The organism is Cupriavidus sp. 05N39 (assembly GCF_056397325.1).
Window position 1 is genome coordinate 64915 of sequence record NZ_JBFTNE010000027.1, and the last position, 26395, is coordinate 91309.

The window sequence follows — 26395 nt, forward strand, 5'->3', positions numbered from 1 at the left end:
GAAATATGATGGGTGGAAACTTAGCGGATCATTGGTACCATACATAGATCCATATTTTTCTTTTCACTAGGGGCCGCTTTGAAAGAGACGATTCTGTCCGAGCTGCTGTTGCAGCGTCTGGAGCGGCCTGCGGACGGCGCGACGGACAAGAATGGCGCGCACATGAACCGCCAGCTCTACGAGATCATTCGCCAGGAAATCCTTGCCGGATCATTGGTTGCGGGCACCAAGCTGCCCGCCTCGCGCCTGCTGTCGAAAGAGGTAGGGGTTTCCCGCAATACCGTGCTTTACGCTTATGAGCAGTTGCTCGCGGAAGGCTATGTCACAGCGGCGAGCGGAAGTGGCACCTTCGTGTCGCAAAGTTTTCCCGACCATAGTGCATTGCACAACCACAGGGCGCAAAGTGGCACCATGGCAGTGCCTGCGATGCAGCAGAACCCGAACCGGTTCACGCTTTCGCGCCGCGGCCAGCACCTGATATCGCACTCCGGTGCATCGGATCGGCAATGGGGCGCATTCGTTGCGGGCGTACCCGACGTGTCGCTGTTTCCGCACGCCGTGTGGGCACGCCTGCTGAACAAGCACTGGCGCGCGCCGCGCCCCGAACTGCTGACCTATGCCCATAACGGCGGCTACATGCCGCTGCGCCGCGTGCTGGCCGAGCACCTGCGGCTGGTGCGCTCGGTGCRCTGCGAGCCCGAGCAGATCATCCTGACCACCGGCATCCACCAGGCCATCGACCTGATCGCCCGCCTTCTGGGCGACGTCGGCGACAAGGCGTGGATGGAAGACCCGGGCTACTGGGGCACCCGCAGCCTGCTGAACAGCGCGGGCATCGAGACCATTCCGGTCCCCGTGGACAGCGAGGGGCTCGCCCCGGATGCGGCTACTTTGCAGAATCCGCCGCGCTTTATCTTTGCCACGCCCTCGCACCAGTATCCGCTGGGCATGGTGATGAGCCTGTCGCGCCGGCGCATGCTGCTGGAATACGCACGCCAGCGCGGCGCCTGGATCGTGGAGGACGACTACGACAGCGAATTCCGTTTCGAAGGCCGGCCGCTGGCCTCGCTGCAAGGGCTGGACGAACACGACCGCGTGATCTACATGGGCACGTTCTCCAAGACGCTGTTCCCCGGCTTGCGCATGGGCTTCATGGTGCTGCCCAAGCCGCTCGCGCCGCACTTCGCCACAGGGCTTTCGGAGTTGTTCCGCGAGGGACAACTGGTACAGCAGGCGGTGCTCGCCGACTTTATCGAGGAAGGGCATTACGCCACGCATATCCGGCGCATGCGTCAGCGCTACGCACAACGCCAGGGCCTGCTGCGCGAGTCCATCGCGGCGCGCCTCGGCGCGGCCTGGCCCACGTCCACGCACGAGGCCGGCCTGCACATGGTGCTCCACCTGCCGCCGGGCGCCGACGATCTCGGCATCAGCATGGCGGCGCGTACCCAGGGCCTGTCCACGCGGCCGCTGTCGCGCTATTTCTCCGATCCCGCGCAGGCGACGCAGCAGGGCCTGCTGCTGGGCTATGCCTGCGTGCCGGAAGCCGAGATCGCGCCTGCATTCAACAAGCTGGCGGAGGTGATCGAACCCGCGCTGGAGCACCTGGCACGCACGCAGGCACCGCGCCGCGCGCCTGCGGCGGCCATCAACCGGGAGGCGTGGAGCGGCGCGTGATGGCGCGTGCGCGGCTTGCCATGCGCGCGGCGCCGTGCGATGGTGCCATCGCCTCCCGCTGGATTGGCCCTTAACGCAAGGCCGATCCTTCCATAGCATTAGCGTCCTTGTTCTTCCCCTTCACCGCCTCCCCCCTATGCCAAGCAACGCGCCAGCCCAGTCCGCCACCCTGCTCACCGAACTTGCCGGCCTGCTCGACGCCGCCGGCCTGCAGACGGGCGACGCCATCGAAACCCGTTTCCGCAAGGACTGGTACGCACCGCTCGGCGCGGTGCCGCCGTTGGCGGTGGTGCGCCCGCGCAATACGGAGGAGGTAGCGGCCGTGCTGGCGCTGTGCAACCGGCTGCATCAGCCTGTGGTGCCGCAAGGCGGACTGACCGGGCTGGCGGGCGCCGCCACGCCAGAGGGCGGCGAGGTGGTGCTGTCGCTGGAGCGCATGCGCGGCGTGGAAGAGATCGACGCGCAAGCCGGCACCATGACGGTGATGGCGGGCACCACGCTGCAGGCCGCGCAGGAAGCCGCGCGCGCGGCCGGCTGGCTGCTGGCCGTGGATCTGGGCGCGCGTGGCAGTTGCCAGATCGGCGGCAATATCGCCACCAACGCGGGCGGCAACCGCGTGATCCGCTACGGCATGATGCGCGACCAGGTGCTGGGGCTGGAAGCGGTGCTGGCCGATGGCACGGTGGTCTCGTCGCTCAACAAGATGCAGAAGAACAATGCGGGCTATGACGTGCGCCAGCTCTTCGTGGGCAGCGAAGGCACGCTGGGCGTGATCACGCGTGCCGTGCTGCGGCTGGCGCCGCTGCCGGCGGCCACGCAGACGGCGCTGTGCGCGCTCGAAAGCTACGACGACGTGGTGCGCCTGCTGCGCCATGCGCAGCGCAAGCTCTCGGGCCGGCTATCCGCCTTCGAGGCGATGTGGGCGGACTTCTACAACCTCGTGACCACGCGCGTGGCCGGCGTGCGCGCGCCGCTGCCCGAAGGCCATCCCTTCTATGTGTTGCTCGACCTGCAGGGCAATGACGACGCGCAGGATGCCGCGGCCTTCGAAGGCATGCTGGAGTCCGCCATGGAAGCCGGCCTGATCCGGGACGCGGCGGTGGCCTCCAGCAACAAGGAAGCGGAGAGCTTCTGGCAACTGCGCGACGCGGTCGCCGAATTCCCGGTGATGTGGGCGCCCAATGCCGCCTACGACGTGAGCCTGCCGATCGGCCGCATCGGCGAATTCGCCGACACGCTGCGCGCACGCATGCTGGCCGTGTGGCCGCATGCGGAACTGGTCAATTTCGGTCACGTGGGCGACAGCAACCTGCACGTCAGCGTGTACCTGCCGGGCRCTACCGACGCAGACTTCCCGGAGCACGAGATCTCCGACGTGATGTACGGCGTGGTGCGGGAGTTCAAGGGCAGCGTCTCTGCCGAGCACGGCATCGGCTTTCACAAGAAGCCCTACCTGCACTGCTCGCGCACGCCGGAGGAACTGGGATTGATGCGCCTGCTCAAGCGCTCGCTGGATCCACACAACATCCTCAGCCCAGGGCGGGTGTTTGATCCGGATTGAGGAAGGCGCAATGTCGCCAAACGGGATTCAGCGTCGCCGCCGAAGTGGCGCACCAGCCGGAGAGCGGTGTCCGGCGTAATCCCCCGAAGCTCGCGCACGATGTCGTTGATGCGGGCTGCGGTCACATGCAGTGCCACGGCGAGCGCATTGGCGCTCATGCCCAGAGGCGCGAGAAACTCCTCGCGATAAACGACCAGGAGATCGGAGCAAGCAGGCGCGGGGCCGTGCCTGGCAGGGATTGGATCAGGCCCCCTGCGTATTACCGTCGAATGCGCGGTCGCGAGCGCTCGGCTGGCCGGGTTGCCATAGGACCGGCGTAAAAGGTGAAGGTTCGGCCGCAGACAGGCCGGATGGCGAGGCTGTCCGGTGAGCGCGGTGCCGACTGCGCTCACCACGGCCTCAGTCAGTCTTTGCGCCGGACGCAGGCAGCGTGCCCGGCGCTGCCTCGGGCAACGCCGCGTGCTCGCTGTCGTCCTTCAGGTCCACGCCGCTGCGCCCCAGCGCCAGCGCGCCGCGCAGCAGGAAGGCGAGCTTGTCGGCGGCCTGTGCGTAGGGCAGCCCTTCCGGCCGCACATTGGAGATGCAGTTGCGCTCGGCGTCGCTGCGCCCGGGCCGCGGGTCATGCGTGAGATAGATGCCGAGACTGTCCGGCGAACTCAGCCCGGGCCGCTCGCCGATCAGCATCACCACCTGGCGCGCGCCGAGCAGGTGCCCGGCCTCGTCGCCCAACGCCACGCGCGATTGCTCGGCCACCACCACCGGCCCGATGCGCCAGTCCGGCAGGCGTTCGCGCACGGCCAGCAACAGGGCCACGCCGTGGCGCTCGGCGGCCAGCGCGGAAAGGCCGTCGGCGATCACGAACACCACGTCAGGCTTTTCGGCGGGCCTGGCCTGCGCCAGCCGTGTGCGGCTGTCGTCATCAAGCTGCCTGCCCAGGTCGGGGCGGCGCAGGTAGTGCTGACGGTCTGGCGCGGCACTGTGCACAGGCACGCAGCCAAGACCCGCGTCGCGCAGGGCCTGCTCGATGGCCGCGCGCGCCAGCGGCAGATGCACGGCGTCGCGCGCCTGCGCGTGCGCCAGCCCGAAGGCGAGCACGGCCTCCGTGGTCTGGCTGTGGCCGGCACGGCCCAGCGCGATGCGCGCGGCAGTGAACTGGCGCAGGCGCTGCCACGGGTTGTCCTGGATCAGTTTGCGGCTCATGGCTGGCGATGTCTCACAAACCGTGGGCAAGCTGCAGCAGCGGCTGGCGCTCGGCGAGTTCAAGCAGCCGCCCGTCCTCGCCGAAGATGCCCATCGCCTGCAGCCAGGCCTCGAACTCCGGCGCGGGCCGCAGGCCCAGCGTGTCGCGCAGGTAGAGCGCGTCGTGGAAGGAGGTGCTCTGGTAGTTCAGCATGATGTCGTCGGCGCCGGGCACGCCCATGATGAAGTTGATGCCCGCCACGCCGAACAGCGTCAGCAGCGTGTCCATGTCATCCTGGTCGGCCTCGGCATGGTTGGTGTAGCAGACGTCGCAGCCCATCGGCACGCCGAGCAGCTTGCCGCAGAAGTGGTCCTCCAGCCCGGCGCGGATGATCTGCTTGCCGTCGTAGAGATATTCCGGGCCGATAAAGCCCACCACCGTATTCACCAGCAGCGGCGAGAACTCGCGCGCCACCGCATAGGCGCGGGTTTCCATGGTCTGCTGGTCCACGCCGTGATGCGCGTTGGCGGATAGCGCGCTGCCCTGGCCGGTCTCGAAGTACATCACGTTGTTGCCCACCGTGCCGCGCCCCAGGCTCTGCGCGGCGTCATGCGCCTCGGCCAGCAGCGCCAGGCTGATGCCGAAGCCCGCGTTGGCACGCTCGCTGCCGGCCACCGACTGGAACACCAGGTCCACCGGGGCGCCCTGCTCGATGGCGCGCAAGGTATTGGTGACGTGGGTCAGCACGCATGACTGCGTGGGCACGTCGTAGCGGCGGCGCAGGTCGTCGATCAGGCGCATGAGGGTGACGATGGCACCGAGATTGTCGGTAGCCGGGTTGATGCCGATGGTGGCATCGCCGCAGCCATACAGCAGGCCATCGATCATCGATGCGGCAATGCCGCGGGCATCGTCGGTGGGATGATTGGGCTGCAACCGCACCGAGAGCCTGCCGGGCAGGCCGATGGTGTTGCGGAAACGCGTGACCACGCGACACTTGCGCGCCACCGCGACCAGGTCCTGGTTGCGCATCAGCTTGCTCACGGCGGCGGCCATCTCGGGCGTAACGCCCGGCGCCACGCGGGCCAGCACGGCGGAATCGGTCTCGTGCAGCAACAGCCAGTTGCGGAAGTCGCCTACGGTGAGGGACGCGATCTCGCGGAAGGCGTGCGCGTCATGGCGGTCGACGATCAGGCGCGTGACTTCGTCCTCTTCGTATGGCACCAGCGCTTCGTTCAGGAAATGCGCCAGCGGCACCTCGGCCAGCGCCATGCGCGCGGCCATGCGTTCTTCCTCGCTGGCGGCCGCCAGCCCCGCCAGGTAGTCGCCCGAGCGTGCGGGGCTGGCCTTGGCGAGCAGGGCCTTGAGATCGGCGAAGAGATGGCGCCGCGAGGCAACGGTGTGGGTGAAGGCCATAGTGCGTCTCAGTCGGCGGGGGCGGCCACGGGAGCCGGCACCTGCGGCCCGCTGCGGGCCAGGTCGCAGTGCGCGCCCTGGTGCCGCCCGCGCCAGTGGTAGTGCGCATAGCCCACGGCCCGCACGCCCATGAAGACCAGCAGCTCGAAGATGGCAAACAGCGTCACCACCAGCTCGAAGGTGGCCGCAATGCGCACACCGATGATATTGAGTCCCATGAACACAATATAGGCGCCCACCGCGGCCATCTTGGGATCGAGCCCCGGAAACTGCACATTGAGGTAGGCGCCGATGGCCAGCGAAATGGCCGGCGGCGCGAACACGAACTCGATCAGCGTAGCCAGCCCCGCGAGATAGCCCGCGCCAGGCCCGAACGCGCGATACGCATAGGCGAAAGGCCCGCCGGCATGCGGGATGCTGGTGATCAGCTCGGTGAAGCTGAAGATGAAGGTGGCGTACATGGTCGCCACCGCCACCGCCGTGACCATGAAGCCGAGCGTGCCGGCGCTGGCCCAGCCGAAGCTCCAGCCGAAGTACTCGCCCGAGATCACCAGCCCCACGGCGATGCCCCAGAGCTGTACGGTGCCCAGCGTCTGCGTCAGGGTCTTGGCGCCACCGGACGAAGGGGAGGACGAGAGCGGCGATGCGTGGGGCTGGCTGGACATGGCTAGGGTTTCTCCGGGGCGGTTTGCCACCGCGGTGCATTGCCTTGGCGGTGGCATTTCCGGCATCATCGCCAAAACCGTGCGGGCAGCGTTATCGAAAATTGGCAGCATTGCCTTGGACCCGTGCAAAGACAGCAGGCAAGGGCGCCGGCGCAACGGATGCTGCATCCCGACGCTGGAATGAAACTTGCGGGAGAGACGCTTTGCACCGAATGCCCCCATCTTCGCCATGAGCGCTACGTTCGATCGCAGCACCGACAGCAACACTAGCGCCGGCCGCCACGGCATCTTCCGCGTCACCGCCGCGCACGATGCCGACGAGCACGCCAGCAACCTGTCGCGCTGGACCCAGACCTACGACCAGCTCTCTCCCGGCCACTTCGCCGGCGAGGTCCGTGAGCTATGGCTGCCGCATGCGCAGGTATTTATCGAGCGCACCAACCGCAGCCTGCGGCAGTCGTGCATGGCCTGGCCCGACGCGATGTGGTTCGGCGTGCCGCTGCCCTCGGTCCAGGCCCCGGCCACGGTGGGCGGGATTGCCATCGCGCCCACGGCCATTGCCGTGCGGCCCGGAGGCACCGAGTTCGAACTGCGCACGCCGGAGGATTTCGGCATCTTCGGCATCGTGGTGGAGACCGCCGAGTTCGCCCGCTACATGGAGGAAGTAGAGCATCGCGACCCGGCCAGCGTGCTCGGCCAGCGCGAGGTGCTGTCGGTCCAGCCGTGGGCACGCGCACGGCTGTGCCGCGCGCTGATGGAGATTCTTTCCGAAGCTGCGGGCCACCACGCGATGGATGTAGCCGACCGGGCCGACCCGGCGCTGTTCTGCCGCGACCTGCAGGAACGGCTGCTGGGCAGCCTGGTGACCCTGCTGATGGCATCCAGCGACAGCGCGCAACGCGCCACCGTCACGCACGTCAACCGCCAACGCACCGTACAGCGCATCCGCGACTACCTGCTGGCCCATGCCGCGGACCCCATCACCGTGCCGGACCTGTGCCGGCATTTCCACCTGAGCCGGCGCGCGCTGCAATACTGCTTTGAAGACGTAGCCGGCATGTCACCCGCCGCCTACCTGCGCGCCCTGCGCCTGAACGGCGTACGCCGCGACCTCAAGTCCGGCAACGGCCACCGCACCGTTTCCGACATAGCTGGAGCCTGGGGCTTCCATCACCTGTCGCAGTTCGCCCAGGACTACCGCCGCATGTTCGGCGAACTGCCATCGGCGGCCCTGCGCGGACCAACCGGGCAAAGCCGCCCGAACTAGACAACGCCGACCGCAAGCCCCCAGGCAATGCGAAGCGAGCCCCCCACGCGATGCGAAGCGAGCCGTGAAGGTGTACCAGGCCGTATGGGGCGCCTCGTCGGCAGGCAAAAAGAGCGGAAAAGAGGGGGCCATGTTTGAGTAGCCCGCAGCCAGCCCCCAACGCCCCTCAATACTCCCCCCAGCAACACCCCAATCCCCCACCCCCCAATCAAGCGCCGTACAATCCACAGACGCCCGGCCGTCCCACGGCCCCCCCCAAGCAGGAGACCTATGAATCAACCCGATCCGCCACACTTGCCCCGCCTGCCGGAAGCAAAGTGGTTCAGCATCGGCACGGCCGCCTATATCCTGACCGCCCTGGCGCTCTGGACAGTGATGCAGGCCAACCTGGTGGCAGCCCTGCTGGCCGGCCTGCTGCTGTACTCCCTGGTGGACGTGCTGGCCCCCAAGCTGGTGCGCCTGCACCAGCGTCACGACGCCCTGGCAGTGGCTATCCTGTCGGCGGTCACCTTGCTGGGACTGACGCTGGGAGGCTGGGCAGTCGTACGCTTCGTCAGCGGCGACGGCAATACCCTGGACACCCTGCTGATCCGCACCGCCGACATCATCGACAAGTCCCGGGCCCAGTTGCCGGTATGGGTCAGCGACGCGCTGCCGCGCGGGGTGGACGAACTCGCCAACACACTGATCGACTGGCTGCGCGAGCACGCGCAGATGGCTCAAAAGCTGGGCGCCGAAGTGCTGCGCACCCTGGCGCACATCCTGATCGGCTTCGTGATCGGCGCCATGGTCGCCCTGTACCGCGYCATCTCCAAGCCCAACCGCAGGCCGCTGGCCACGGCGCTGGTGGAACGCGCCCGCAACCTGCAACTGGCCTTCTCGCAGTTCATCTTCGCCCAGGTGCAGATCTCGCTGATCAACACCGTGCTGACGGCGGTCTACCTGCTGGTGGTGTTGCCGCTGTTCGGCGTGCACCTGCCGCTGACCAAGACGCTGGTGGCGCTCACCTTCCTGGTCGGGCTGCTGCCGGTGCTGGGCAATTTGATATCGAACACCTTCATCGTGGTGGCCTCGCTGTCGATCTCGCTGCCGATGGCGATCGCTTCGCTGTTCTACCTGGTGGTGATCCACAAGTTCGAATACTTCCTGAACGCGCGCATCATCGGCGCGCGCATCAATGCCGCCGCCTGGGAGCTACTGACGGTGATGCTGCTGATGGAATCGCTGTACGGCATCCCCGGCGTGATTGCCGGGCCGATCTACTACGCCTACCTGAAGCGCGAGCTGTCCAACGCGGGACTGGTCTGAGCCGGCGGCCTGGCCGGCTCGCGCCGCGCCGCCGCCCCGATGTCCCGAAGACCTAGGGTAAATCGGGAGGGCCGCGCGGCGCTGTCTCGCGTGCCGAAGATGCGCCGAGTAGGGCGCAAGTCGCCAGGCTCCCCACCCTGGTTGGACCAATCCACCCTAGACCCCACCCCCACCCTCTTCCACCCGGCTGCGCACAAAATCGATATGCGTCTGCATGGCGGTGCGCGCCTCCTCGGGCCGGCGCGCGCAGATCGCCTCGCACAGCGTGCGGTGCTGCAGCAGCAATAGCGCCGAGGCGTCCTCGTCCTGCACGCGCAGGCCGGTGCCATTGATGGTGATGTGTTCGCGCAGCATGCCGATCACGCTGGTATGCAGGTGCAGGAACATGGTGTTGTGCGAGGCCTGGGCAATGGCCTCGTGCAGCCTGGCATCCGCCTCGGCCTCGGCGGCCTTGTCGTCCTGCTCGCGGGAGGTTTCCAGCGCGCGCAGCAGGCCGCGGATGCGCTTGAGATCGGCGGCATCGGCGCGCAGCGCGGCAAAATAGGCCGTGGCGCCCTCCAGCACGCGCCGGAACTCCAGGATATCGTCGCGCAGCACGGGGTGGTCGGCCACCAGCTGGCGCCACGGCGAGGCCATCCCGGTACGCAACTGGTCGGTGACGAACACGCCGGCGCCCTGCCGGCTCTGCAGCAGCCCGCGCGCGGCCAGGCGCTGGATCGCCTCGCGGATGGTGTTGCGGGCCACGCCGTACTGCGCCGCCAGCAGGCGCTCCGCGGGCAGGCGCGCGCCAGCCGGCCAGGTGCCGTCCAGCATGGCCGTTTCCAGTTTCCGCATGACCTCTTCCACGCGCCCCCGCGCCTGCATGCCCGCCGCCATCCCCAGCTCCGAAATCGCCCTGCGCATCCACCTGGTCCAACCAATTTGAACTGGCGCGCGTCTCGCGGAATTATGCGCCCAAACACCGGCCGACCTGACAGCAAGGCAGCCGCCCCACGGAGCGAGACATGAAGCAAAGGCGCTACCCCCCTGCCCCGGCACAGGTCTACCTGTTCGCCACCTGCCTGGTTGACCTGTTCGTGCCCCAAGCCGGGCTGGATGCGGTGCGCCTGATGGAGCGCGAAGGGCTGACCGTGCACTTCCCGCGCGGCCAGAGCTGCTGCGGCCAGCCGGCATACAGCAGCGGCAACCCGGAGCAGGCGCACACGGTAGCGCTGGCCCAGTTGGACCTCTTCGCCGAACCGTGGCCGGTCATCGTGCCCTCGGGCTCATGCGCCGGGATGATGCGGCACCACTGGCCCCAACTGTTCGAGCATGACCCGGTGGCGGGCCCCAAGGCGCGCGAACTGGCCGAGCGCGTGTTCGAACTAAGCGAATTCCTGCTGCACGTGCTGAAGGTACGCTTCGATGTCAGTGGCGTGGCCGGGCAACCGCCCGAAACAGTGGTGCTGCACACCTCCTGCGCCGCGCGTCGAGAAATGGGTACGCGCGAGCATGGCGTAGCCCTGGTCGACGCCCTGCCCGGCGTAACGCGCGCCGAGCACCAGCGCGAATCCGAATGCTGCGGCTTTGGCGGCACCTTCTCGCTCAAGCATCCCGATATCTCCGGTGCCATGGTGCAGGACAAGATCGCCTCGGCCTGCGCCACCGGCTGCGACCGGCTGGTTTCCGCCGACTGCGGCTGCCTGCTCAATATCGGGCATGCGGCCCGGCACCAGGGCGCGGCGCTCCCGGTGGAACATCTCGCTACCTTCCTGTGGCGGCGTACCGGGGGCCAAGCATGAACGCACTGAATGCCCGTGAGCGCATGCTGGGCAGGCTGCGCGCGGCAGCGCCGGCCGCCGCGAGCGATGCCAGCATGCTGGACGCAAGCATCGACGCGCACTATCAGGCGCGCCGCGAGGCGGCATCCGCCGTGCCTGCCACCCCGATCGAACTGGCGCAAGCCATGCAGGCCGCGCTGGGCGCTTCGCACGCGCAAGCCTGGTGCGCGAGTGCCGACGCCTGGCCCGCGCAACTTGCAGACAAGCTCGCCGCAGCCGGCGTGCGGCGCCTGCTACTGGACCCTGCTGGCGCGGAAGGCGCAGCGCTTGTGCGTGCCCTGCACGCCCCGGTGGCGGCCATCGCCTACGACCGCCCCATCGAAGCCTGGAAATCCGAGCTCTTCGACTCCGTGGACGCGGGCTTTACCGTCGCGCGTTCCGGCATTGCCGGCACCGGCACGCTGATCCTGGCGCCCGACGCGCAAACGCCGCGCACCGTCTCGCTGGTACCGCCGCTGCATATCGCGCTGGTCTACGCCGACACCCTGCATCCCGACCTGCATGCCGCCGCGCGTGCCGAACGCTGGAGCGCTGGGATGCCAACCAACCTGGTGCTGGTGTCCGGACCATCCAAAACCTCCGATATCCAGCAGACGCTGGCCTACGGCGCGCATGGTCCGCGCGAACTGTGGGTGATCATCGTCACTCGCAGCGATGCAACGGGAGCCGCCCAATGAGTACGCCGAACACCTCCGGCACCGCAGGCGCCGCGCCCCTGCATTTCGTCCCCGCCGCCGACTTCAAGGCGCGCTCGCGCGCCGCGCTGGATGACCCCAAGCTGCGCAGCAGCTTCCGTGGCGCCATGGATTTCCTGCAGGCCAAGCGCTCGGTGCAGTTCCCCGACGGCGACGAACTCGAACAGTTGCGCGACCTGGGCGAAGCGGTGCGCCAGCACGCCCTGTCGCGCCTGCCCGACCTGCTGGTGCAGCTCGAAGACAAGCTCACGGCAGCCGGCGTGCAGGTGCACTGGGCCGAGACCGCGGATGAAGCCAACGCCATCGTGCACCGCATCGCGCAGGCACGCCAGGCGCGGCGGGTGATCAAGGGCAAGTCGATGGCCAGCGAGGAAATCGAGCTGAACCATTACCTGGCCGAGCGCGGCATCGACTGCATCGAGTCCGACATGGGCGAGTACATCGTGCAGCTCGCCGGCGAGAAGCCGTCGCACATCGTGATGCCCGCCATCCACAAGACGCGCGGCGACATCGCCGAACTGTTCGAGCGGCACATCCCCGGCACGCCTTACACCGAGGACGTGGACGAACTGATCCAGACCGGCCGGCGCGCGCTGCGGCAGGAATTTGTCAACGCCGATATCGGCCTGTCCGGCGTGAACTTCGCCGCGGCCGACACCGGCACGCTGTGGCTGGTGGAGAACGAAGGCAATGGCCGCCTCTCCACCACCGTGCCCGACGTGCATATCGCCATCATGGGCATGGAGAAGGTGGTGGCCCGCCTGGAGCACATCGTGCCGCTGGCCAGCCTGCTGACGCGCTCGGCCACCGGCCAGGCCATCACCACCTACTTCAACCTGATCTCCGGCCCGCGCCGCGCCGGCGAGCGCGACGGCCCGCGCGAGGTACACCTGGTGCTGCTCGACAATGGCCGCAGCCAGGCCTACGCCGACGAGCAACTGCGCGCCACGCTGCAATGCATCCGCTGCGGCGCGTGCATGAACCACTGCCCGGTGTACACGCGCATTGGCGGCCATGCCTACGGCACCACCTACCCCGGCCCGATCGGCAAGATCATCTCGCCGCACCTGCTCGGGCTCGACGCCACCGCCGATCTCGCCACCGCCTCCAGCCTGTGCGGCGCCTGCGGCGAAGTGTGCCCGGTGCGCATCCCCATCCCGCAATTACTGGTCCGCCTGCGCACCGAAGCCAACCGCGATCCGGACGAACAGGTAGCGCATCCGCTGCGAGGCCAGGGGGCGAAATTCAGCCGCAGCGAACACCTGGTCTGGCGCTTCTGGAGCGGAGCCTTCGCACATCCCTTCACCTACCGACTGTTCCGCTGGGCCGCAACGCGGCTGCGTGCGCTTACGCCTTCGCGCCAGCTTGGCTGGACACGGCACCGCGCGCCGCTTACGCCAGCGCCGCGCAGTCTGTCGGACTTGCTGCGCGAGCGTGGACAGGCAGAGTAGGCCGGCACCGGGAACAAACACAACGAAAGCGCGCGGATTCGATGTGTAGGCCCGCCCGCGGGCCACACCCCAGCGCGATGCGAAGCGAGCCGTGAAGGTGTACCAGGCCGTATGGGGCGCCTTCTTTGCCTACTTTCTTGGCAAGACAAGAAAGTAGGTCGCCCCCCGCAGGGGGGTGAAACTGCTTTTGACTTTAAGCCTTTGACCTTGCCAGTCAGGCAGTCAGTCAGTTGCAGAAGATGTCAGTGATGCCCCAAGCCAACAAAAAACAAACGCAAGCACCAAAACGCCCCAAAGCAAATTCATCCAAACGCAATCCCCGGAGGAGACCCACCGTGCAACCCTGGACCCAGATCTACACACCGCTAGGCAGCCTATGGCTGTCCGCGCTAGCAGCCGCGCTACCCATCCTCTTCTTCTTCCTCGCCCTTGCGGTGCTCCGCATGAAGGGCCACGTGGCGGCAGCCATCACGCTACTGCTCGCGCTAGGCGTGGCGATCTTCGCCTACGGCATGCCCGTGCCGCAAGCGCTGGCCGCCGCGGGCTTCGGCTTTGCCTACGGCCTGTGGCCAATCGCGTGGATCATCGTGACCGCGGTGTTCCTCTACAAGATCGTGGTAAAGACCGGGCAGTTCGACATCATCCGCGCATCCGTGCTGGCCATCACCGATGACCAGCGCCTGCAGATGCTGCTGATCGGCTTCGCCTTCGGCGCCTTCCTGGAAGGCGCCGCGGGATTCGGCGCGCCGGTGGCGATCACCGCGGCGCTGCTGGTGGGGCTGGGCTTCAACCCGCTCTATGCGGCGGGCCTGTGCCTGATCGCCAATACGGCCCCGGTGGCCTTCGGCGCCATGGGCATTCCCATCATCGTGGCGGGCCAGGTGACCGGCATCGACGCCATGCACATCGGCGCGATGGCGGGCCGGCAATTGCCGCTGCTGTCGCTGGCGGTGCCGTTCTGGCTGGTATTCATCATGGACGGCAAGCGCGGCGTGAAAGAGACGTGGCCGGCAGCGCTGGTGACCGGCGCCAGCTTTTCGGTGACGCAGTATTTCACCTCGAACCACATCGGGCCCGAGTTGCCTGACATCACCTCGGCGCTGGTAAGCCTGGTGTCGCTGACGCTGTTCCTGAAGGTGTGGCAGCCGAAGCGCGCAAGCCAGCGTGCCGGCGGCGCGGTGGCGACCGGCAGCGGCGGTGCCGCCGCGCTGGCGCGCATGGGCAGCGGGCTCGCCGCTGGCGCCGGTGCCGTCGGCAACGGTGCGGGCGACAATCGCCGCGCCTCGCCCTATACCGTGGCGCAGACCGTGCGCGCCTGGGCGCCGTTCGGCATCCTCACCGCCATCGTTACCGTGTGGAGCCTGCAACCGTTCAAGGCGCTGTTCGCCGGCAACGGCGCGCTGGCCGGATGGGTGCTGAAGTTCCATGTGCCGGCGCTGGACCAGCTGGTGATCAAGGCCGCGCCGATCGTGGCGCAGCCCAAGGCCTACGAGGCAGTGCTCAAGCTGGACCTGGTATCGGCGGTGGGCACTGCCATCCTGCTGACCGCGCTGATCTCCGCCGTGCTGCTGCGCATGAAGCCGCGCGATGCGCTGGCCACCTTCGGCGAGACGCTGGCGGAACTGCGCCGCCCGATCCTGTCGATCGGGCTGGTGCTGGCGTTTGCGTTCGTCGCGAACTACTCGGGCATGTCGTCGACGCTGGCGTTGCTGCTGGCCGGCACCGGCGCGGCCTTTCCGTTCTTCTCGCCCTTCCTGGGCTGGCTGGGCGTGTTCCTGACCGGTTCGGATACGTCGTCCAATGCGCTGTTCTGCTCGCTGCAGAGCACCACCGCGCACCAGATCGGCGTGTCCGACACGCTGCTGGTGGCGGCCAACACCACCGGCGGCGTGACCGGCAAGATGATCTCGCCGCAATCGATCGCGGTGGCTTGCGCGGCGACCGGGCTGGTGGGCAAGGAATCGGAGTTGTTCCGCTTCACCGTGAAGCACAGCCTGCTGTTCGCGGTGATCGTGGGCATCATCACCGTGCTGCAGGCTTACGTGTTCACGGGCATGGTGCCGCACTGAGCGGGCACCGGCGCCTGCCGCGTGCAATGCGCGGCGGGCGCGGCGACGTTACTCGCTATCGTTGGCGGCGTCGCGCGGCAGGAACTGATCGCCCTCGGCCAGCGGCGCGTAGCGGTAGGTGGCCGGCGTGCGGCTCAGCTTGATGGGCGCGCCCAGTCCCTTGTAACCATCCGCCATCTCCACCACCATCTCGCGGTGAGCGGTGTGCGGATGCTGCAAGGCGTCGGCCACCGACAGCACCGGCGCGCACGGCACGCCGGCAGCCACCAGCGTATCGGCCAGCACCTTCCCATCCAGCTTGCCCATGCGGGCTTCCAGCTCCACCTTCAGCAAGGCACGGTTGACCGAACGCGCGCCTGCCGTGGCGTAGCGTTCGTCGTCGGCCAGCGCGGCCAGGTCCAGGTACTCGCACAGGATGCGGAACTGCCGGTCGTTGCCGACCGCGAGGAAGATCGGATCGGTGGCGGTGGCGACGGTGTCGTAGGGATAGATATTCGGGTGTGCGTTCCCGGTGCGGGTGGGCTCCTTGCCGTTCATGAACCAGTTCGCGGCATGCGGGTGCAGCAGCGACAGTCCCGAGTCGTACAGCGCCGCCTCGACGAACTGGCCGCGTCCGCTGCGCTCGCGCTCCTGCAGCGCCAGCAGCACGCCCAGCGCGGCATTCAGCCCGGTCACCATATCCACCACCGGCAAACCCACGCGCAGCGGATCGCCGCCGGCTTCGCCGTTGATGCTCATGATGCCAGCCATGGCCTGGATCGCCGCGTCGTAGCCGGGCAAGCCGCCCAGCGGGCCATCGGCGCCAAAGCCCGAGACCCGGCAGTGCACCAGGCGCGGGAAGCGCGCCGACAGCGCGTCAAAGCCCAGGCCCCACTTTTCCAGCGTGCCGGTCTTGAAGTTCTCGACCAGCACGTCGGCATCCGCCAGCAAGGCGAGCAGCACTTCGCGGTCTGCATCGGTGGTGAGGTCCAGGCGCATCACGCGCTTGTTGCGATTGAGCCCGAAGTAGTACGAGGCCACGCCATCCTTGAACGGAGGCCCCCAGGTGCGCGTGTCGTCGCCCTGGGGCGGTTCGATCTTGAGCACGTCGGCACCATGGTCGCCGAGGATCTGGCCGCAGAACGGGCCACCCAGGATGCGGGAGAGATCGACCACGCGGATGCCGGCGAGGGCGCCGGGGGATGCAGGGAGTTTGCTCATGAGATGGGTTTCCGTAGCTGCGGTGGTTGGCGGCGGTTGGCGGTGGTTGACGGTTGACGATTGGCGTTTGCTGCTCAGGCAGCCGCGGGGGCGCGCTCGAGCAGCTTGAAGGTGCCGGTAGCCAGCGCCAGCAACTCGCCCTGCTCGTCGCGGATCTCGCCGCGCGCGAAGCACAGGGAGCGGCCACGCCGCTCGCACCAGGCGGTGGCGGTCAGCTCGCCGCGTCCGGGCGCCGTGAAATGCACCGACAGGTCGATCGTCGCCACGCCATAGCGCCGGGGATCGTGGCCGCGCGCGACGCAGGCCAGCGTGCAGTCGAGCAGGGTGGCCAGCGCGCCGCCATGCACGTCGCCGCGGCTGTTGGTGTGGTCCGGGTGATAGGGCATGCGCACGCGCGCTTCTTTGGCGTCGATGTGCACGCCGGTCAGCCCGAAGACGCGGGCCATCGGCATCGGCAGGGCGAACAGCAGGCCAGGCGCCTCACCGGCGAATTCGTTGACGGGCGTGGGCTTGGATAAATCGGTCATATAAGGCGGGGTCGGTTGGGGGCGGTCAGGAAACGCGGGAACGAGGGACGGTCATGAAGTCCGGAGCGGGCACCGCTGCTTTGTTGTGCCCACGAACAGGCTTCATGCCATGAGGTGCGCAGAAACGCACGCTCGTTCGCAAACAACGATACTACAGCCGAACCGGCCATCGTTCATAGCCTTGCCTGGCCAGCGTCACCGCCGGGGCGGCGGCGCGGCCGCCCCGGCGCCGTTTGCTCAGTCCAGCTGCGCGCCCGATTTCTGCACCACGCCGCGCCATTTGGTCACCTCCGCCTTGACGAAGCTGCCGAGCTGCTCCGGCGTCGTCGACGGCGCGAGTTCCAGACCCTGCGCGAGCAAGGTCTTGCGTACTTCGGGCTGTTGCAGCGCTTCGGCAAAGGCACGATTGAGCCGGGTGATGACCGCCGGCGGCGTGCCGGCCGGCGCGACCACGCCGAAGAATACCGAGACGTCGAAGCCGGGCACGCCCTGCTCGGCCACGGTGGGCACATCGGGCAGCGCTTGCGAACGGCCCTTGGTGGTCACGCCCAGCACGCGCACCTTGCCGCTCTTGATAAAGGGCAGCGCGGTGAGCACATCGGTGAACGCCATGCTGACCTGCCCGCCAAGCAGGTCGTTGAGCGCGGGACCGGTGCCCTTGTAGGGGATATGGCGGAAGTCGGTGCCGGCCATGTTGTTGAACAGCACGCCTGCGAGATGCGAGGACGCGCCGTTGCCGGAGGAGGCATAGGTGAGATTGCCGGGATGCGCCTTGCCGTACGCGATCAGTTCGCTCACGTTCTTGGCGGGCACGGATGGGTTGACCACCAGCACGTTAGGCAACTGCCCGATCTGGATCACCGGCGCAAAGCTCTTTACCGGGTCGTAGTTGATCTTGCGGTACAGGCTGACATTGATCGCCAGCGGGGCCGAGGTACCGAACATCAGCGTGTAGCCATCCGGCTCGGCACGCGCCACCGCTTCGGCGCCGATATTGCCGCCGGCACCGGCGCGGTTTTCCACCACCACGGTCTGGCCGAGGCTGCCCTTGAGCGCGGACGCCAGGGTGCGCGCCATCACGTCGGTGGGGCCGCCGGGCGGGTAGGTCACGATCATCATGATCGGCTTGGACGGGAATTCCTTCTGCGCCTGCGCGGGGGCCACGCCTACGCAGAGGGTGCAGGCGGCGATGGCCGCGATGCGTTGCCAGAGGGTCATGCTTGTCTCCTGGTTTAGGTCTTCTTCCGCCGGGCAGCCGATGCTGCGGCGGCGTGCGCGGCGCCGGTGGGCGCCGCGGGGGCTTGTCGGTTTACGGTTTTGCGGTACTGCGTCAGAAGAGGTTGACTTGGTCCACCTCGCCGGTAGCGCTCACGGCGCCGTCGTCGGGCGGCGCGACGGTGTCGGCCAGCCAGTAGGGTTCGGCCTCGCCGGCCAGAGGATCCTGGGGCAGCACGCGATGGAGCAGCACCAGCTGGGCCAGGCGCATGCGCCGTACCGAGCCGATGCGGCCGGCTTCCCAGGCCATGGCGACCGCGCTGGTCACGTGGTACAGCGCCGAGGCGGCCTGGCGGGCCAGCACATCGCCATCGGCGCCGGCTTCGGCTGCGCGGTCGGCCAGCGTGCTGGCACGAGCGACGGCCCTGGTGAACGCAGCGCGCGCCGTGGAATGCATCGGCGTGGCTTGCAGCAGGCCTGCCAGGTGGGCTTCGAGCACCGGCAACGCGCCTTCGCGGCGGATCGCGCGCAGCACATCCAGGGCGACGATATTGCTGGTGCCTTCCCAGATCGAACCAAGATGCGCGTCGCGCACCAGGCGCGGATCGCTCCATTCCTCGATATAGCCGCAGCCGCCGCGCATTTCCATGGCGTCGCCGGTGACCTTGCGCGCATCGCGGCAGGCGCGGAACTTGATCAGCGGCGTCAGCACGCGCATCAGCGGATAAGCATCGGCCTCGCCGGCATCGGCGCGGCGCAGTGCCTCGGCGGTCTGGAACACCATGGTGCGGGCCTGCTCGGTGGGCAGCACGAGCTTGAGCAGCTGGCGGCGCATCAGCGGCATGTCCAGCAGGCGCTTGCCGAAGGCGCGGCGCTCGCGCGCGATGAACTGGCCCTCGGACAGGGCGCGGCGCATCAGCCCGGCCGCGCGCACGCCGTTGGACAGGCGCGAGTTGTTGATCATGTCGGCCATCTGCACGAAGCCCCGGCCCAGTTCGCCCACCAGGTAGGCATGGGCGCCTTCGAGGCGAATCTCGCCGCTGGCCATGGAGCGCGTGCCGAGCTTGTCCTTCAGGCGGATGATGCGATAGTGATTGGCGCTGCCGTCGGCCAGTGTGCGCGGCAGCAGGAACAGCGACACGCCCTTGATGCCGGGAGCGGCCTCGCCGTTCTCGTCTTCGACGCGGGCCAGCACCATCGCCAGCGCGGCGTCCGGGTTGGAGCAGAACCACTTGTCGCCCGACAGGCGCCAGCCGCCTTCGGCCTGCGCGTCGCGGGCGGCGCGCGTGGTGGTCGCGGCCACGTCGGATCCGGCGCCCTGCTCGGTCATGAACATGGCGCCCTGGTACAGGTCCTCGAAGACCTGGGTAGTGAGATTGGGCAGGAAGCGCTCGACCACCGCCGGATCGCCGAACTTGCGCAGCGTGCGGGTGAGCGAATCGGTCATCGACAGCGGGCAGCACAGGCCGAACTCGGCCTGCACGAACAGGTAGGTCAGCGCATACTTGGCCGCGGCGGGCATCGGCTTGTCCCAGCCGAGCACGCCGCCGCGGTGCGATGCCGCCGCCAGGCCGAACTCGGAGAACGCTACCTTCTCAAGCTCCACGTAAGCGGGATGCTTGTCGATGCGTTGCGCATCGATGCCGGTGCGGGTCCGGTGCGACAAGGTGGGCTTGTTCTGGTCGGCGATATGCGCGAGTTCGTCCAGCACGCCGCCGGCCAGCGCGCCCATGCGATCGAGGTGGGGCAGCAGGTGGGCGAACAGGTCCGCCGGGAGATACAGCGGCAACAGCGCGCGAAGATCCGGATCGCTGGCAAACAGGTTGACGCCCTGCTGGTCCGGCACCGGATGGGCTGGCGTGGCCGTGGCGGCGGGTGCGGTGGTGGCGGAAGTGGCAGTTTGGCGCGCTGCGCTGGTCTGCATGAGGTGTCTCCTGAGTTTGCCGGCGCGTGACGCCGGGTCCAAAGCCAGACCGGCCCCTGGGCGGACGCTCCAGGCTGCTGGCGGGCGGTTCTTGCGCGGTGTGGTGGTTTTGCTGTCTCTTGCTGTTAGTTTTGTGCTTTTACCGGCCGTTTTTAGCGGGCAGGGCATCTGCGTGGCCCCTGGGCCGTGGCATCGCGCGCGGGGCGGCGGACGGATGCTCTGTCTGCATTATTCAAAGCCCGGCGATTCGTGTCTAATTCTAAAATTGGCTTGATCCATATAATTTCTGTATCGCTATGGAATTCCGTCACCTGCGCTACTTCCTTGTGCTCGCCGAGGAGCTGCATTTCGGCCGTGCCGCTCGCCGGCTGTCGATCTCCCAGCCGCCGTTGTCGCTCAATATCCAGCAGTTGGAAGCTTCGGTGGGCGCCCGCCTGTTCGAGCGCGACAGCCGCGGCGTGCGCCTGACCGCCGCCGGCCGGGCCTTCCGGGAATCGGCCAGCGCGCTGCTTGCGCAGGCCGAGGAAGCCCGCCTGCTGGCGCGCGAGATCGAGGCCGGCGCGGTGGGACGGCTGCGCATCGGCTTCGTTGGCTCAATGTTGTACCGCGGCCTGCCCCAGCGCCTGCGTGCGTTCCAGACCAGCTACCCCGGCATCCAGGTGGCGCTGACCGAACTCAACTCGCAGGAGCAGATCGACGCGCTGCTGCACGATGCGCTGGACGCCGGCTTCATCCATACCAACCGCGTCCCGGACGAGCTCGCCACCTCGCTAGTGCACAGCGAGCCGTTCCTGTGCTGCGTGCCCGACGACCATCCGCTGGCCAACCAAGCCTCCGTAGCGCTTGGCGAGTTGCGTGGCGAGCCTTTCGTACTGTTCTCGCGCAAGGCTTCGCCCGACTATTACAACCGGATCTTCGAGATGTGCGCGGCGCAGGGCTTTTATCCGCAGATCCGGCATGAGGTGCGGCACTGGCTGTCGGTGGTGTCGCTGGTGTCGCAAGGCACCGGGGTTGCCGTGGTGCCGGCGGCATTGCAGCACTCGGCGATGGCCGGGGCGGTGTTCCTGCCGCTGGCGCAGGCGACAGTGCCGTCGGAGGTGTATTGCGTGTGGAAGGCCGGGCCGGATGATCCGGCGAGGGACCGGTTCCTGGAAATGGTGAGGGGATGAGGCAGGAGGACAGCGCGGCAGTTCACGCAGGGTGCTTTCGGGTTTGAATGGGCATCGCAGCGCCCCTATGGCGAAAGCCCCGGCACAAGAAGAAAATGCCACCTGCTTTACCGGCAGGTGGCACGTCAAATACGCGTGGAACGGGGTGTTCAGCGTGCAAACAGCTTACCCCCTGGCCATGCCCCCACCAATAACGCAATTGCGTTATTCGCCCCCCTCCCGAAGCAGGGGACTGCAGCAGGGGAAAAGCGCCGGCAGCCCGGGCATCCCCGGCTGCCGCCGGCCTCAGAACCCTTCGACCGCGACGCTCGCATGCCCGACATTGGGCGCCGCCGCGAAGTATTCGCCAACCAGCTTGCGCCACTCGGTGAAATCCTCGGATTCGCGGAAATCGACCATATGGTTCTCGACCGTCTCCCACTTCACTTCGAGGGTGTAGTGCGAGGGATTCTCGATCGACCTGAGCAAGCGCATGGCGTGACAGCCGCGGGCGCGCTTGAAGAGCGGCGCCGCCTTCGCCACACCCGCCTCGAACGCCGATTCGGAACCCGGCTTGATCTGGAACTGCGCTATTTCGAAAATCATGTCTTGTGCTCCCTGTTAGCGTGGCTTGGCCGCCCTGGGCCAGCGCCGGGTGTGTGCCGACTCGCATTCTATGACAGGGGGCAACATCCCGTCGCGCAACGCCGTCCGTCCCCCGGCAATGTCCGCTTCCACAACCGCAAATGCCCGTTACCAGCGGAAGATTTGCGGCAGCAACATGGCAACGGCCCGAAAGCCGAACACAGGCATGCAAATCGGCTACAATAGGAACGATTTTCATTTACCAACCCTGGTGTGAGTTTGCCGACCGCGTGCCGTGCCTCGCGCCAACGGACTGGAAGCCACATGCGGTTGTCTGACCTTGCGCGGCGCACTGCCGCTGTCATCGTGTCTGTCGATGACAACTCTCCTAACGATCCGGTAGCTCGCCGCCTGCGCGAACTCGGCTTTGTGCCGGGCGAAGCTGTACAGGTCATTGCACTGGGACCGTTCGGCATGGATCCCCTTGTCGCCCAGGTTGGCTTTACCCGGTTTGCATTGCGCCGCGCCGAAGCGGCCCGCATTACCGTGGAAGCGGTCAGCGCTTCCGTCTCCAGCATCACGCCGGCAGCGCAGCCCGACGCGCCCGCCGTCAAACGCTCCGCTGCCTGACCGGGCACCTGCCAAGAATATGTCTGTCGCCTCCCCGACTTCCGCTTCCCAGCGTCCCGCTTTGCGCGTTGCGCTGGTGGGCAATCCCAACTGCGGCAAGACCGCCCTGTTCAATCGCCTGACCGGCAGCCGCCAGAAGGTGGCCAACTATGCGGGCGTCACCGTCGAGCGCAAGGAAGGCCATTTCGTTTCGCCGGCCGGGCGCCAGGTGCGGGTGCTCGACCTGCCGGGCGCATACAGCCTGCACGCGGCCAGCCTGGACGAAGCCATCACGCGCGATATCTGCCTGGGGCAGCGCCCGGGCGAGCCGCGCCCCGACCTGCTGGTGTCGGTGGTGGATGCCACCAACCTGCGCCTGCACCTGCGCTTCGTGCTGGAGCTGCGCCGCCTCGGCCTGCCGATGGTGCTGGTGCTCAATATGAGCGACGCCGCGGCCAAGCGCGGCATCCACATCGATCGCGACAAGCTGTCCGCCGCGCTCGGCGTGCCGGTGGTGGCGACGGTGGCCGTCAGGCGCGATGGCGCCGCCAACCTGCTGGCCGCCCTCGACGCCGCCCTGCCCGCGGCGCCGCAGGCCGCCGCCGAAAGCGCTTCCGACCTGGACGTCCACCAGGAGGTCAAGCGCCTGCTGGATGCGTCCGTCACGATGCCGGCGCGCACCGCCGCCATGGACGACCGGCTCGACCGCATCCTGCTGCATCCGGTGTTCGGGCTGCTGATCCTGGCCGTGCTGCTGTTCCTGATGTTCCAGGCGGTGTTCTCATGGGCCACGCCGCTGATGGACGGCCTCGAGGGCGGCGTGCACTGGTTCGGCGAGATCGTCGGCAGCCACCTGCCAGAAGGCATGCTGCGCAGCCTGCTGGTGGATGGCCTGATTGCCGGCCTGGGCGCCGTCATCGTGTTCCTGCCGCAGATCCTGATCCTGTTCCTCTTTATCCTGACGCTGGAAGAATCCGGCTACCTGCCGCGCGCAGCCTTCCTGCTCGACCGGCTGATGATGGGCGCGGGCTTGTCCGGCCGTTCCTTTATCCCGCTGCTGTCGAGCTTTGCCTGCGCGATTCCCGGCATCATGGCCACGCGCACCATCCAGGACCCGCGCGACCGCCTCGCGACCATCCTGGTGGCGCCGCTGATGACCTGCTCCGCGCGCCTGCCCGTATACGCGCTGCTGATAGGCGCCTTCATCCCGGCGCGCACGGTGATGGGGCTGTTCAACCTGCAGGGACTGGTGCTGTTTGCGCTCTATGTGGCGGGCATCGTGAGCGCGCTGGTGGTGGCCTATGTGCTGAAGTATTTCCGCCGCGACCGCACCGACCACCCGCTGCTGATGGAGCTGCCCTCGTACCGCATCCCCAATGCGCGCGACGTGGCGATCGGCCTGTGGGAGCGTGCCCGTATCTTCCTGTCCCGCGTGGGCAAGGTGATCCTGACGCTGACGGTGCTGCTGTGGTTCCTGGCCACCTTCCCGTCGCCGCCGGACGGCGCCACCGCCCCGGCCATCGACTACAGCTTCGCCGGCATGATCGGCCGCGGGCTGGAGCATGTCTTCGCGCCGGTGGGCTTCAACTGGCAGATCTGCATTGCGCTGGTACCCGGCCTGGCCGCGCGCGAAGTCGCCGTGGGCGCGCTGGCCACCGTCTATGCCCTGTCGGGCAGCGAGGACGCCATGGCCAGCCAGCTGGCGCCGATGATCGCCGCGCAATGGTCGCTCGCCACCGCGCTGTCGCTGCTGGCGTGGTTCGTGTTCGCGCCGCAGTGCATCTCCACGCTGGCGGTGATCCGGCGCGAGACCGGCTCCTGGAAGGTAATGGCGGCCTCGACCGCCTACCTGGCGGGGCTGGGCTACGTGGCAGCCTTTGCCACATACCGCATCGCCCTGATGTTCAGCTAACCAGCAGCACCCAGTCATGAACCTCTACCACGCCGCCGAAACCCTGCTCGTACCGTTGATCGTGCTGGTCTGCGCGCTCTCCGTGCTGGCGCGCTACGCGCCGCGCACGCGCGAGCGGGTCAAGGCGTGGCTGGCGGCGAGCCTGGGCGGCAGCGCCGCCAACGGCTGGCGCCAGCGCGCCGTGGCATGGCTGGCACCGCAGGCCGCGGCCGGCTGCGCCAGCGGCTGCGACAGCGGCGGGTGCAATACCTGCGACTCCAGCACGGCGCAGGGCGAGCATCCGGCGCCCGGCAAACAGGCCGGCGAGCAGGTCATCCGTTTCGTGGCCAAGCGCTGAAATACCCTCAAGACCCATCGCGAACCCTCTTGCCGGTCCACGCAGAAACGGGTACGCCCTGGGTTCGCCGGGGCTGAATCCCGGCTTTTCCCGCCTCCTTTCCCCCTCCCCCTGCGCCGTCTTTCTCTACCCGCCAGGAAGCCTGGGCCAGGCAGTCTCCACGATGTTGCGCCAAGGTCCAGGCTCTCATGCACGAGCAGTTGCCGGATTCCCACCGCGTTACGGTATTTTCCCGAATGCCAGGCCAACCTCTGCTTGCTTGTGCAGTGCGCCGGCAATGACAACGACGCCCGGCAGATAAGCATGCCGGGCGCCGCGTCAAAGCCGAGAAGGCGTACAGGAAGACCTGGCCCTCGTATCAGATCACCGTTCCCGGAATCGTGATTGAGATCGGCTGCAACTCGGGGCCTGCCGTGCAGGTTGCCGTCACGGAGAAGTCGCCAAGCGCCAGGGGCGTCACTACGATCTGCGCGGCATCGACGCCAGGCCCGAACGTCACGTTTGCGCTGCTGGTCCAGCTCCAGCCGGTGCAGTTGAGGGACGGGCTTGCCGCACCGAAGAACATCAGCTTGGCGCTGACTGGAATGGGCACCGGCAGCGACAGCAGCAGCTTCAGGGGCTGCGGCCCGCTATACACCAGCGCCCATTTCGGCTGCTCCGTCACCGTCAGGCTGGCCTTGGGCGTACTGGATATCTTGGAACTTGCAGCCGTCACCAGCAACTGGCTCTGCACGGTGGGCTTGCCAATCACGATATTGCTGCTCACCACGGCTTGCCGCGTGGCCGGAGTCGCGGAGACGGACAGTGTCGGGGAAGCGATCGCATAGCTCCAGGTGCCGTCGAAGTCCGCGGTGGAATCATGTGAGTCGCTGCGGATCACGCGGGCGCCAAAGGTCTGCGGATAGCCATTGAGCACGGTCAGCGTACTGATCGGCGTCCCCCCCTGCGACAGTTCGAGCTGGTACGTGTAGCTGGTGTTCTTCTGCACCGTCACCAGCATTTGCCCGCTGACAGGACTGCCGTTGGGCGCGGTGACCGACACGGTGACCGTGCCGACCGCTTCGGTCGTATCAGAGCTGTTGACCCCCTTGAGCGAAGCCGAGTTCTGCGTGGCACTGACTTGCACGTTGGAAATCGAACTGGCCCAGGCCCAGTCATGCACGGCCGCGCTGACGTCGTTGCCGTTGCCATCGACCAGCTTCGCCGTGACTGGCTGCACCTGGCCGTCGACCAGCGACAGGACCGGATTCGACAACGCCAGGTTGTAGCTGACGGTGCCCGGCTCCACGGTCACCGTCGCGGTCTGTGCGGGCAACTGCGTGGTGGTGTTGTCGGCCGCCTTGACGCTGGCGACCACCTGGATGGTGGCCGTACCCACCGCCACGCCCGTCACGGTGGCGCTGCCGCTTGCAGCGGCGGCAGGGACCACGGTGGCCACTGTATCGACTGACGAAGTCCAGGCAAAGGCGGTGGACGAGGTCACGTCCGTGCCCTTGCTGTCCACCACCGAGGCTGACATCGAAATGCTGCGTCCCACGCCCACCTGTCCCGAGGTCATCGTGAGCGTTACCGAGTATTTCAGCGGTGTCGTATCGGCCGCGGTGCTCGCCGTGCTGGGCGCGGCTGAATTTCCGCCGCCGCCCCCGCCACCGCAACCCGCCACCAGCAATGCCATGGCGCCACAGGCCAGCCATGCTGGCCACCTCTTGGTGTTTGTCATGATGTCTCCCCCGTATGGCGTCCTGTCCGCGGGCCATGCCGAACAAGGCAAAGGCGCAGGTGCCGAATCTCGTTTTCCGGACGCGCCAGCTGGGAAAATGGCGGAATCT

21 protein-coding genes and 2 pseudogenes are annotated in these 26395 nt (G+C 67.6%); 12 read left to right on the top strand and 11 right to left on the bottom strand.

Annotated features, from left to right (window positions below):
- The first annotated feature begins 78 nt into the window (after window positions 1-78).
- Together pdxR and AC1DN0_RS15290 are read left to right on the top strand one after the other, a co-directional pair.
- Window positions 79-1677 carry a MocR-like pyridoxine biosynthesis transcription factor PdxR gene (pdxR, locus tag AC1DN0_RS15285; protein WP_477145827.1) on the top strand — a complete coding sequence of 533 codons (1599 nt, stop codon included), beginning with the start codon at window positions 79-81 and terminating at the stop codon, window positions 1675-1677.
- A gap of 136 nt (window positions 1678-1813) precedes the next feature.
- Window positions 1814-3238, top strand: coding sequence for an FAD-binding oxidoreductase (locus tag AC1DN0_RS15290; RefSeq protein ID WP_477145828.1), 1425 nt, complete (start codon window positions 1814-1816; stop codon window positions 3236-3238).
- A 17-nt stretch (window positions 3239-3255) separates the two neighbouring features.
- Here the strand turns inward: AC1DN0_RS15290 and AC1DN0_RS15295 are convergent.
- The 4 genes and pseudogenes from AC1DN0_RS15295 to AC1DN0_RS15310 form a co-directional block, all read right to left on the bottom strand.
- A pseudogene (locus AC1DN0_RS15295) lies at window positions 3256-3435 on the bottom strand (HigA family addiction module antitoxin); the annotation flags it as partial.
- 202 nt (window positions 3436-3637) lie between these two features.
- Window positions 3638-4438, bottom strand: coding sequence for an ethanolamine ammonia-lyase subunit EutC (gene eutC, locus AC1DN0_RS15300; RefSeq protein ID WP_441631424.1), 801 nt, complete (start codon window positions 4436-4438; stop codon window positions 3638-3640).
- Window positions 4439-4451: 13 nt separating this feature from the next.
- Window positions 4452-5834, bottom strand: coding sequence for an ethanolamine ammonia-lyase subunit EutB (locus AC1DN0_RS15305; protein ID WP_441631426.1), 1383 nt, complete (start codon window positions 5832-5834; stop codon window positions 4452-4454).
- Window positions 5835-5938: 104 nt separating this feature from the next.
- Window positions 5939-6499, bottom strand: a pseudogene (locus tag AC1DN0_RS15310) (amino acid permease); the annotation flags it as partial.
- A gap of 229 nt (window positions 6500-6728) precedes the next feature.
- On the opposite strand from AC1DN0_RS15310, the gene AC1DN0_RS15315 reads away from it, so the two are divergent.
- Together AC1DN0_RS15315 and AC1DN0_RS15320 are read left to right on the top strand one after the other, a co-directional pair.
- Window positions 6729-7766: a helix-turn-helix domain-containing protein gene (locus AC1DN0_RS15315; RefSeq protein WP_441631428.1), complete on the top strand. Its 1038-nt coding sequence runs from the start codon at window positions 6729-6731 to the stop codon at window positions 7764-7766.
- Between the two features lie 270 nt (window positions 7767-8036).
- The gene (locus tag AC1DN0_RS15320; protein ID WP_477145829.1) at window positions 8037-9074 is read left to right on the top strand and encodes an AI-2E family transporter; all 1038 of its coding nucleotides are present in this window, start codon (window positions 8037-8039) and stop codon (window positions 9072-9074) included.
- A 156-nt stretch (window positions 9075-9230) separates the two neighbouring features.
- Here AC1DN0_RS15320 and AC1DN0_RS15325 read toward each other — a convergent pair whose 3' ends face one another.
- Entirely contained in the window at window positions 9231-9950 is a 720-nt protein-coding gene (locus AC1DN0_RS15325) for a FadR/GntR family transcriptional regulator (RefSeq protein WP_477103632.1), read from the bottom strand.
- Between the two features lie 128 nt (window positions 9951-10078).
- On the opposite strand from AC1DN0_RS15325, the gene AC1DN0_RS15330 reads away from it, so the two are divergent.
- The 4 genes from AC1DN0_RS15330 (at window position 10079) to AC1DN0_RS15345 (ending at window position 15109) form a co-directional block, all read left to right on the top strand.
- Window positions 10079-10855, top strand: a complete 777-nt coding sequence (locus AC1DN0_RS15330; RefSeq protein ID WP_441631430.1) for a (Fe-S)-binding protein — start codon at window positions 10079-10081, stop codon at window positions 10853-10855.
- On the top strand, window positions 10852-11571 hold the full coding sequence (locus AC1DN0_RS15335; protein ID WP_441631432.1) for a LutC/YkgG family protein: 720 nt from the start codon (window positions 10852-10854) through the stop codon (window positions 11569-11571). The genes AC1DN0_RS15330 and AC1DN0_RS15335 overlap by 4 nt, the downstream gene beginning before the upstream one ends.
- Window positions 11568-13040, top strand: a complete 1473-nt coding sequence (locus tag AC1DN0_RS15340) for a LutB/LldF family L-lactate oxidation iron-sulfur protein (RefSeq protein ID WP_051649221.1) — start codon at window positions 11568-11570, stop codon at window positions 13038-13040. Before AC1DN0_RS15335 ends, AC1DN0_RS15340 begins: the two co-directional genes overlap by 4 nt.
- Window positions 13041-13375: 335 nt before the next feature.
- The gene (locus AC1DN0_RS15345) at window positions 13376-15109 is read left to right on the top strand and encodes a lactate permease LctP family transporter (protein ID WP_477111683.1); all 1734 of its coding nucleotides are present in this window, start codon (window positions 13376-13378) and stop codon (window positions 15107-15109) included.
- A 48-nt stretch (window positions 15110-15157) separates the two neighbouring features.
- Here AC1DN0_RS15345 and AC1DN0_RS15350 read toward each other — a convergent pair whose 3' ends face one another.
- The 4 genes from AC1DN0_RS15350 to AC1DN0_RS15365 all read right to left on the bottom strand — a co-directional run bounded on the left by AC1DN0_RS15350 (window position 15158) and on the right by AC1DN0_RS15365 (window position 19975).
- The gene (locus AC1DN0_RS15350) at window positions 15158-16309 is read right to left on the bottom strand and encodes a CaiB/BaiF CoA transferase family protein (protein WP_441637111.1); all 1152 of its coding nucleotides are present in this window, start codon (window positions 16307-16309) and stop codon (window positions 15158-15160) included.
- Between the two features lie 74 nt (window positions 16310-16383).
- On the bottom strand, window positions 16384-16836 hold the full coding sequence (locus AC1DN0_RS15355; RefSeq protein WP_276287419.1) for a PaaI family thioesterase: 453 nt from the start codon (window positions 16834-16836) through the stop codon (window positions 16384-16386).
- 237 nt (window positions 16837-17073) lie between these two features.
- Window positions 17074-18054 (bottom strand): Bug family tripartite tricarboxylate transporter substrate binding protein, encoded by a 981-nt coding sequence (locus AC1DN0_RS15360; RefSeq protein ID WP_441637108.1) that lies wholly within the window; start codon window positions 18052-18054, stop codon window positions 17074-17076.
- A 112-nt stretch (window positions 18055-18166) separates the two neighbouring features.
- Window positions 18167-19975 carry an acyl-CoA dehydrogenase family protein gene (locus tag AC1DN0_RS15365; RefSeq protein ID WP_441637106.1) on the bottom strand — a complete coding sequence of 603 codons (1809 nt, stop codon included), beginning with the start codon at window positions 19973-19975 and terminating at the stop codon, window positions 18167-18169.
- 296 nt (window positions 19976-20271) lie between these two features.
- On the opposite strand from AC1DN0_RS15365, the gene AC1DN0_RS15370 reads away from it, so the two are divergent.
- A complete protein-coding gene (locus AC1DN0_RS15370) occupies window positions 20272-21144 on the top strand; it encodes a LysR family transcriptional regulator (protein ID WP_441637104.1) in 873 nt (290 codons plus the stop codon).
- A 285-nt stretch (window positions 21145-21429) separates the two neighbouring features.
- Here AC1DN0_RS15370 and AC1DN0_RS15375 read toward each other — a convergent pair whose 3' ends face one another.
- Window positions 21430-21729 (bottom strand): antibiotic biosynthesis monooxygenase family protein, encoded by a 300-nt coding sequence (locus tag AC1DN0_RS15375; RefSeq protein WP_035862620.1) that lies wholly within the window; start codon window positions 21727-21729, stop codon window positions 21430-21432.
- A 303-nt stretch (window positions 21730-22032) separates the two neighbouring features.
- Between AC1DN0_RS15375 and AC1DN0_RS15380 the strand changes: the two genes are divergently transcribed.
- Genes AC1DN0_RS15380 through AC1DN0_RS15390 form a run of 3 tightly spaced genes read left to right on the top strand, consistent with a single transcriptional unit; the run spans window position 22033 to window position 24566 of the window.
- On the top strand, window positions 22033-22338 hold the full coding sequence (locus AC1DN0_RS15380) for a FeoA family protein (RefSeq protein WP_035862617.1): 306 nt from the start codon (window positions 22033-22035) through the stop codon (window positions 22336-22338).
- A 19-nt stretch (window positions 22339-22357) separates the two neighbouring features.
- Window positions 22358-24229, top strand: a complete 1872-nt coding sequence (gene feoB, locus AC1DN0_RS15385; protein WP_441637102.1) for a ferrous iron transport protein B — start codon at window positions 22358-22360, stop codon at window positions 24227-24229.
- 16 nt (window positions 24230-24245) lie between these two features.
- Window positions 24246-24566, top strand: coding sequence for a DUF6587 family protein (locus tag AC1DN0_RS15390; RefSeq protein ID WP_477111684.1), 321 nt, complete (start codon window positions 24246-24248; stop codon window positions 24564-24566).
- 358 nt (window positions 24567-24924) lie between these two features.
- Here AC1DN0_RS15390 and AC1DN0_RS15395 read toward each other — a convergent pair whose 3' ends face one another.
- On the bottom strand, window positions 24925-26286 hold the full coding sequence (locus tag AC1DN0_RS15395) for a hypothetical protein (RefSeq protein ID WP_441636554.1): 1362 nt from the start codon (window positions 26284-26286) through the stop codon (window positions 24925-24927).
- Window positions 26287-26395: the final 109 nt, after the last annotated feature.

Bases quoted from the DNA above. Each gene is read 5' to 3' on its own strand.
- AC1DN0_RS15340 (WP_051649221.1), top strand. From the start codon at position 11,568: ATGAGTACGCCGAACACCTCCGGCACCGCAGGCGCCGCGCCCCTGCAT.
- AC1DN0_RS15315 (WP_441631428.1), top strand. From the start codon at position 6,729: ATGAGCGCTACGTTCGATCGCAGCACCGACAGCAACACTAGCGCCGGC.
- AC1DN0_RS15325 (WP_477103632.1), bottom strand. From the start codon at position 9,950: ATGGCGGCGGGCATGCAGGCGCGGGGGCGCGTGGAAGAGGTCATGCGG.
- AC1DN0_RS15350 (WP_441637111.1), bottom strand. From the start codon at position 16,309: ATGAGCAAACTCCCTGCATCCCCCGGCGCCCTCGCCGGCATCCGCGTG.
- eutC (WP_441631424.1), bottom strand. From the start codon at position 4,438: ATGAGCCGCAAACTGATCCAGGACAACCCGTGGCAGCGCCTGCGCCAG.
- AC1DN0_RS15305 (WP_441631426.1), bottom strand. From the start codon at position 5,834: ATGGCCTTCACCCACACCGTTGCCTCGCGGCGCCATCTCTTCGCCGAT.
- feoB (WP_441637102.1), top strand. From the start codon at position 22,358: ATGTCTGTCGCCTCCCCGACTTCCGCTTCCCAGCGTCCCGCTTTGCGC.
- AC1DN0_RS15390 (WP_477111684.1), top strand. From the start codon at position 24,246: ATGAACCTCTACCACGCCGCCGAAACCCTGCTCGTACCGTTGATCGTG.
- AC1DN0_RS15335 (WP_441631432.1), top strand. From the start codon at position 10,852: ATGAACGCACTGAATGCCCGTGAGCGCATGCTGGGCAGGCTGCGCGCG.
- AC1DN0_RS15395 (WP_441636554.1), bottom strand. From the start codon at position 26,286: ATGACAAACACCAAGAGGTGGCCAGCATGGCTGGCCTGTGGCGCCATG.
- AC1DN0_RS15360 (WP_441637108.1), bottom strand. From the start codon at position 18,054: ATGACCCTCTGGCAACGCATCGCGGCCATCGCCGCCTGCACCCTCTGC.
- AC1DN0_RS15370 (WP_441637104.1), top strand. From the start codon at position 20,272: ATGGAATTCCGTCACCTGCGCTACTTCCTTGTGCTCGCCGAGGAGCTG.
- AC1DN0_RS15355 (WP_276287419.1), bottom strand. From the start codon at position 16,836: ATGACCGATTTATCCAAGCCCACGCCCGTCAACGAATTCGCCGGTGAG.
- AC1DN0_RS15380 (WP_035862617.1), top strand. From the start codon at position 22,033: ATGCGGTTGTCTGACCTTGCGCGGCGCACTGCCGCTGTCATCGTGTCT.
- AC1DN0_RS15330 (WP_441631430.1), top strand. From the start codon at position 10,079: ATGAAGCAAAGGCGCTACCCCCCTGCCCCGGCACAGGTCTACCTGTTC.
- AC1DN0_RS15365 (WP_441637106.1), bottom strand. From the start codon at position 19,975: ATGCAGACCAGCGCAGCGCGCCAAACTGCCACTTCCGCCACCACCGCA.
- AC1DN0_RS15375 (WP_035862620.1), bottom strand. From the start codon at position 21,729: ATGATTTTCGAAATAGCGCAGTTCCAGATCAAGCCGGGTTCCGAATCG.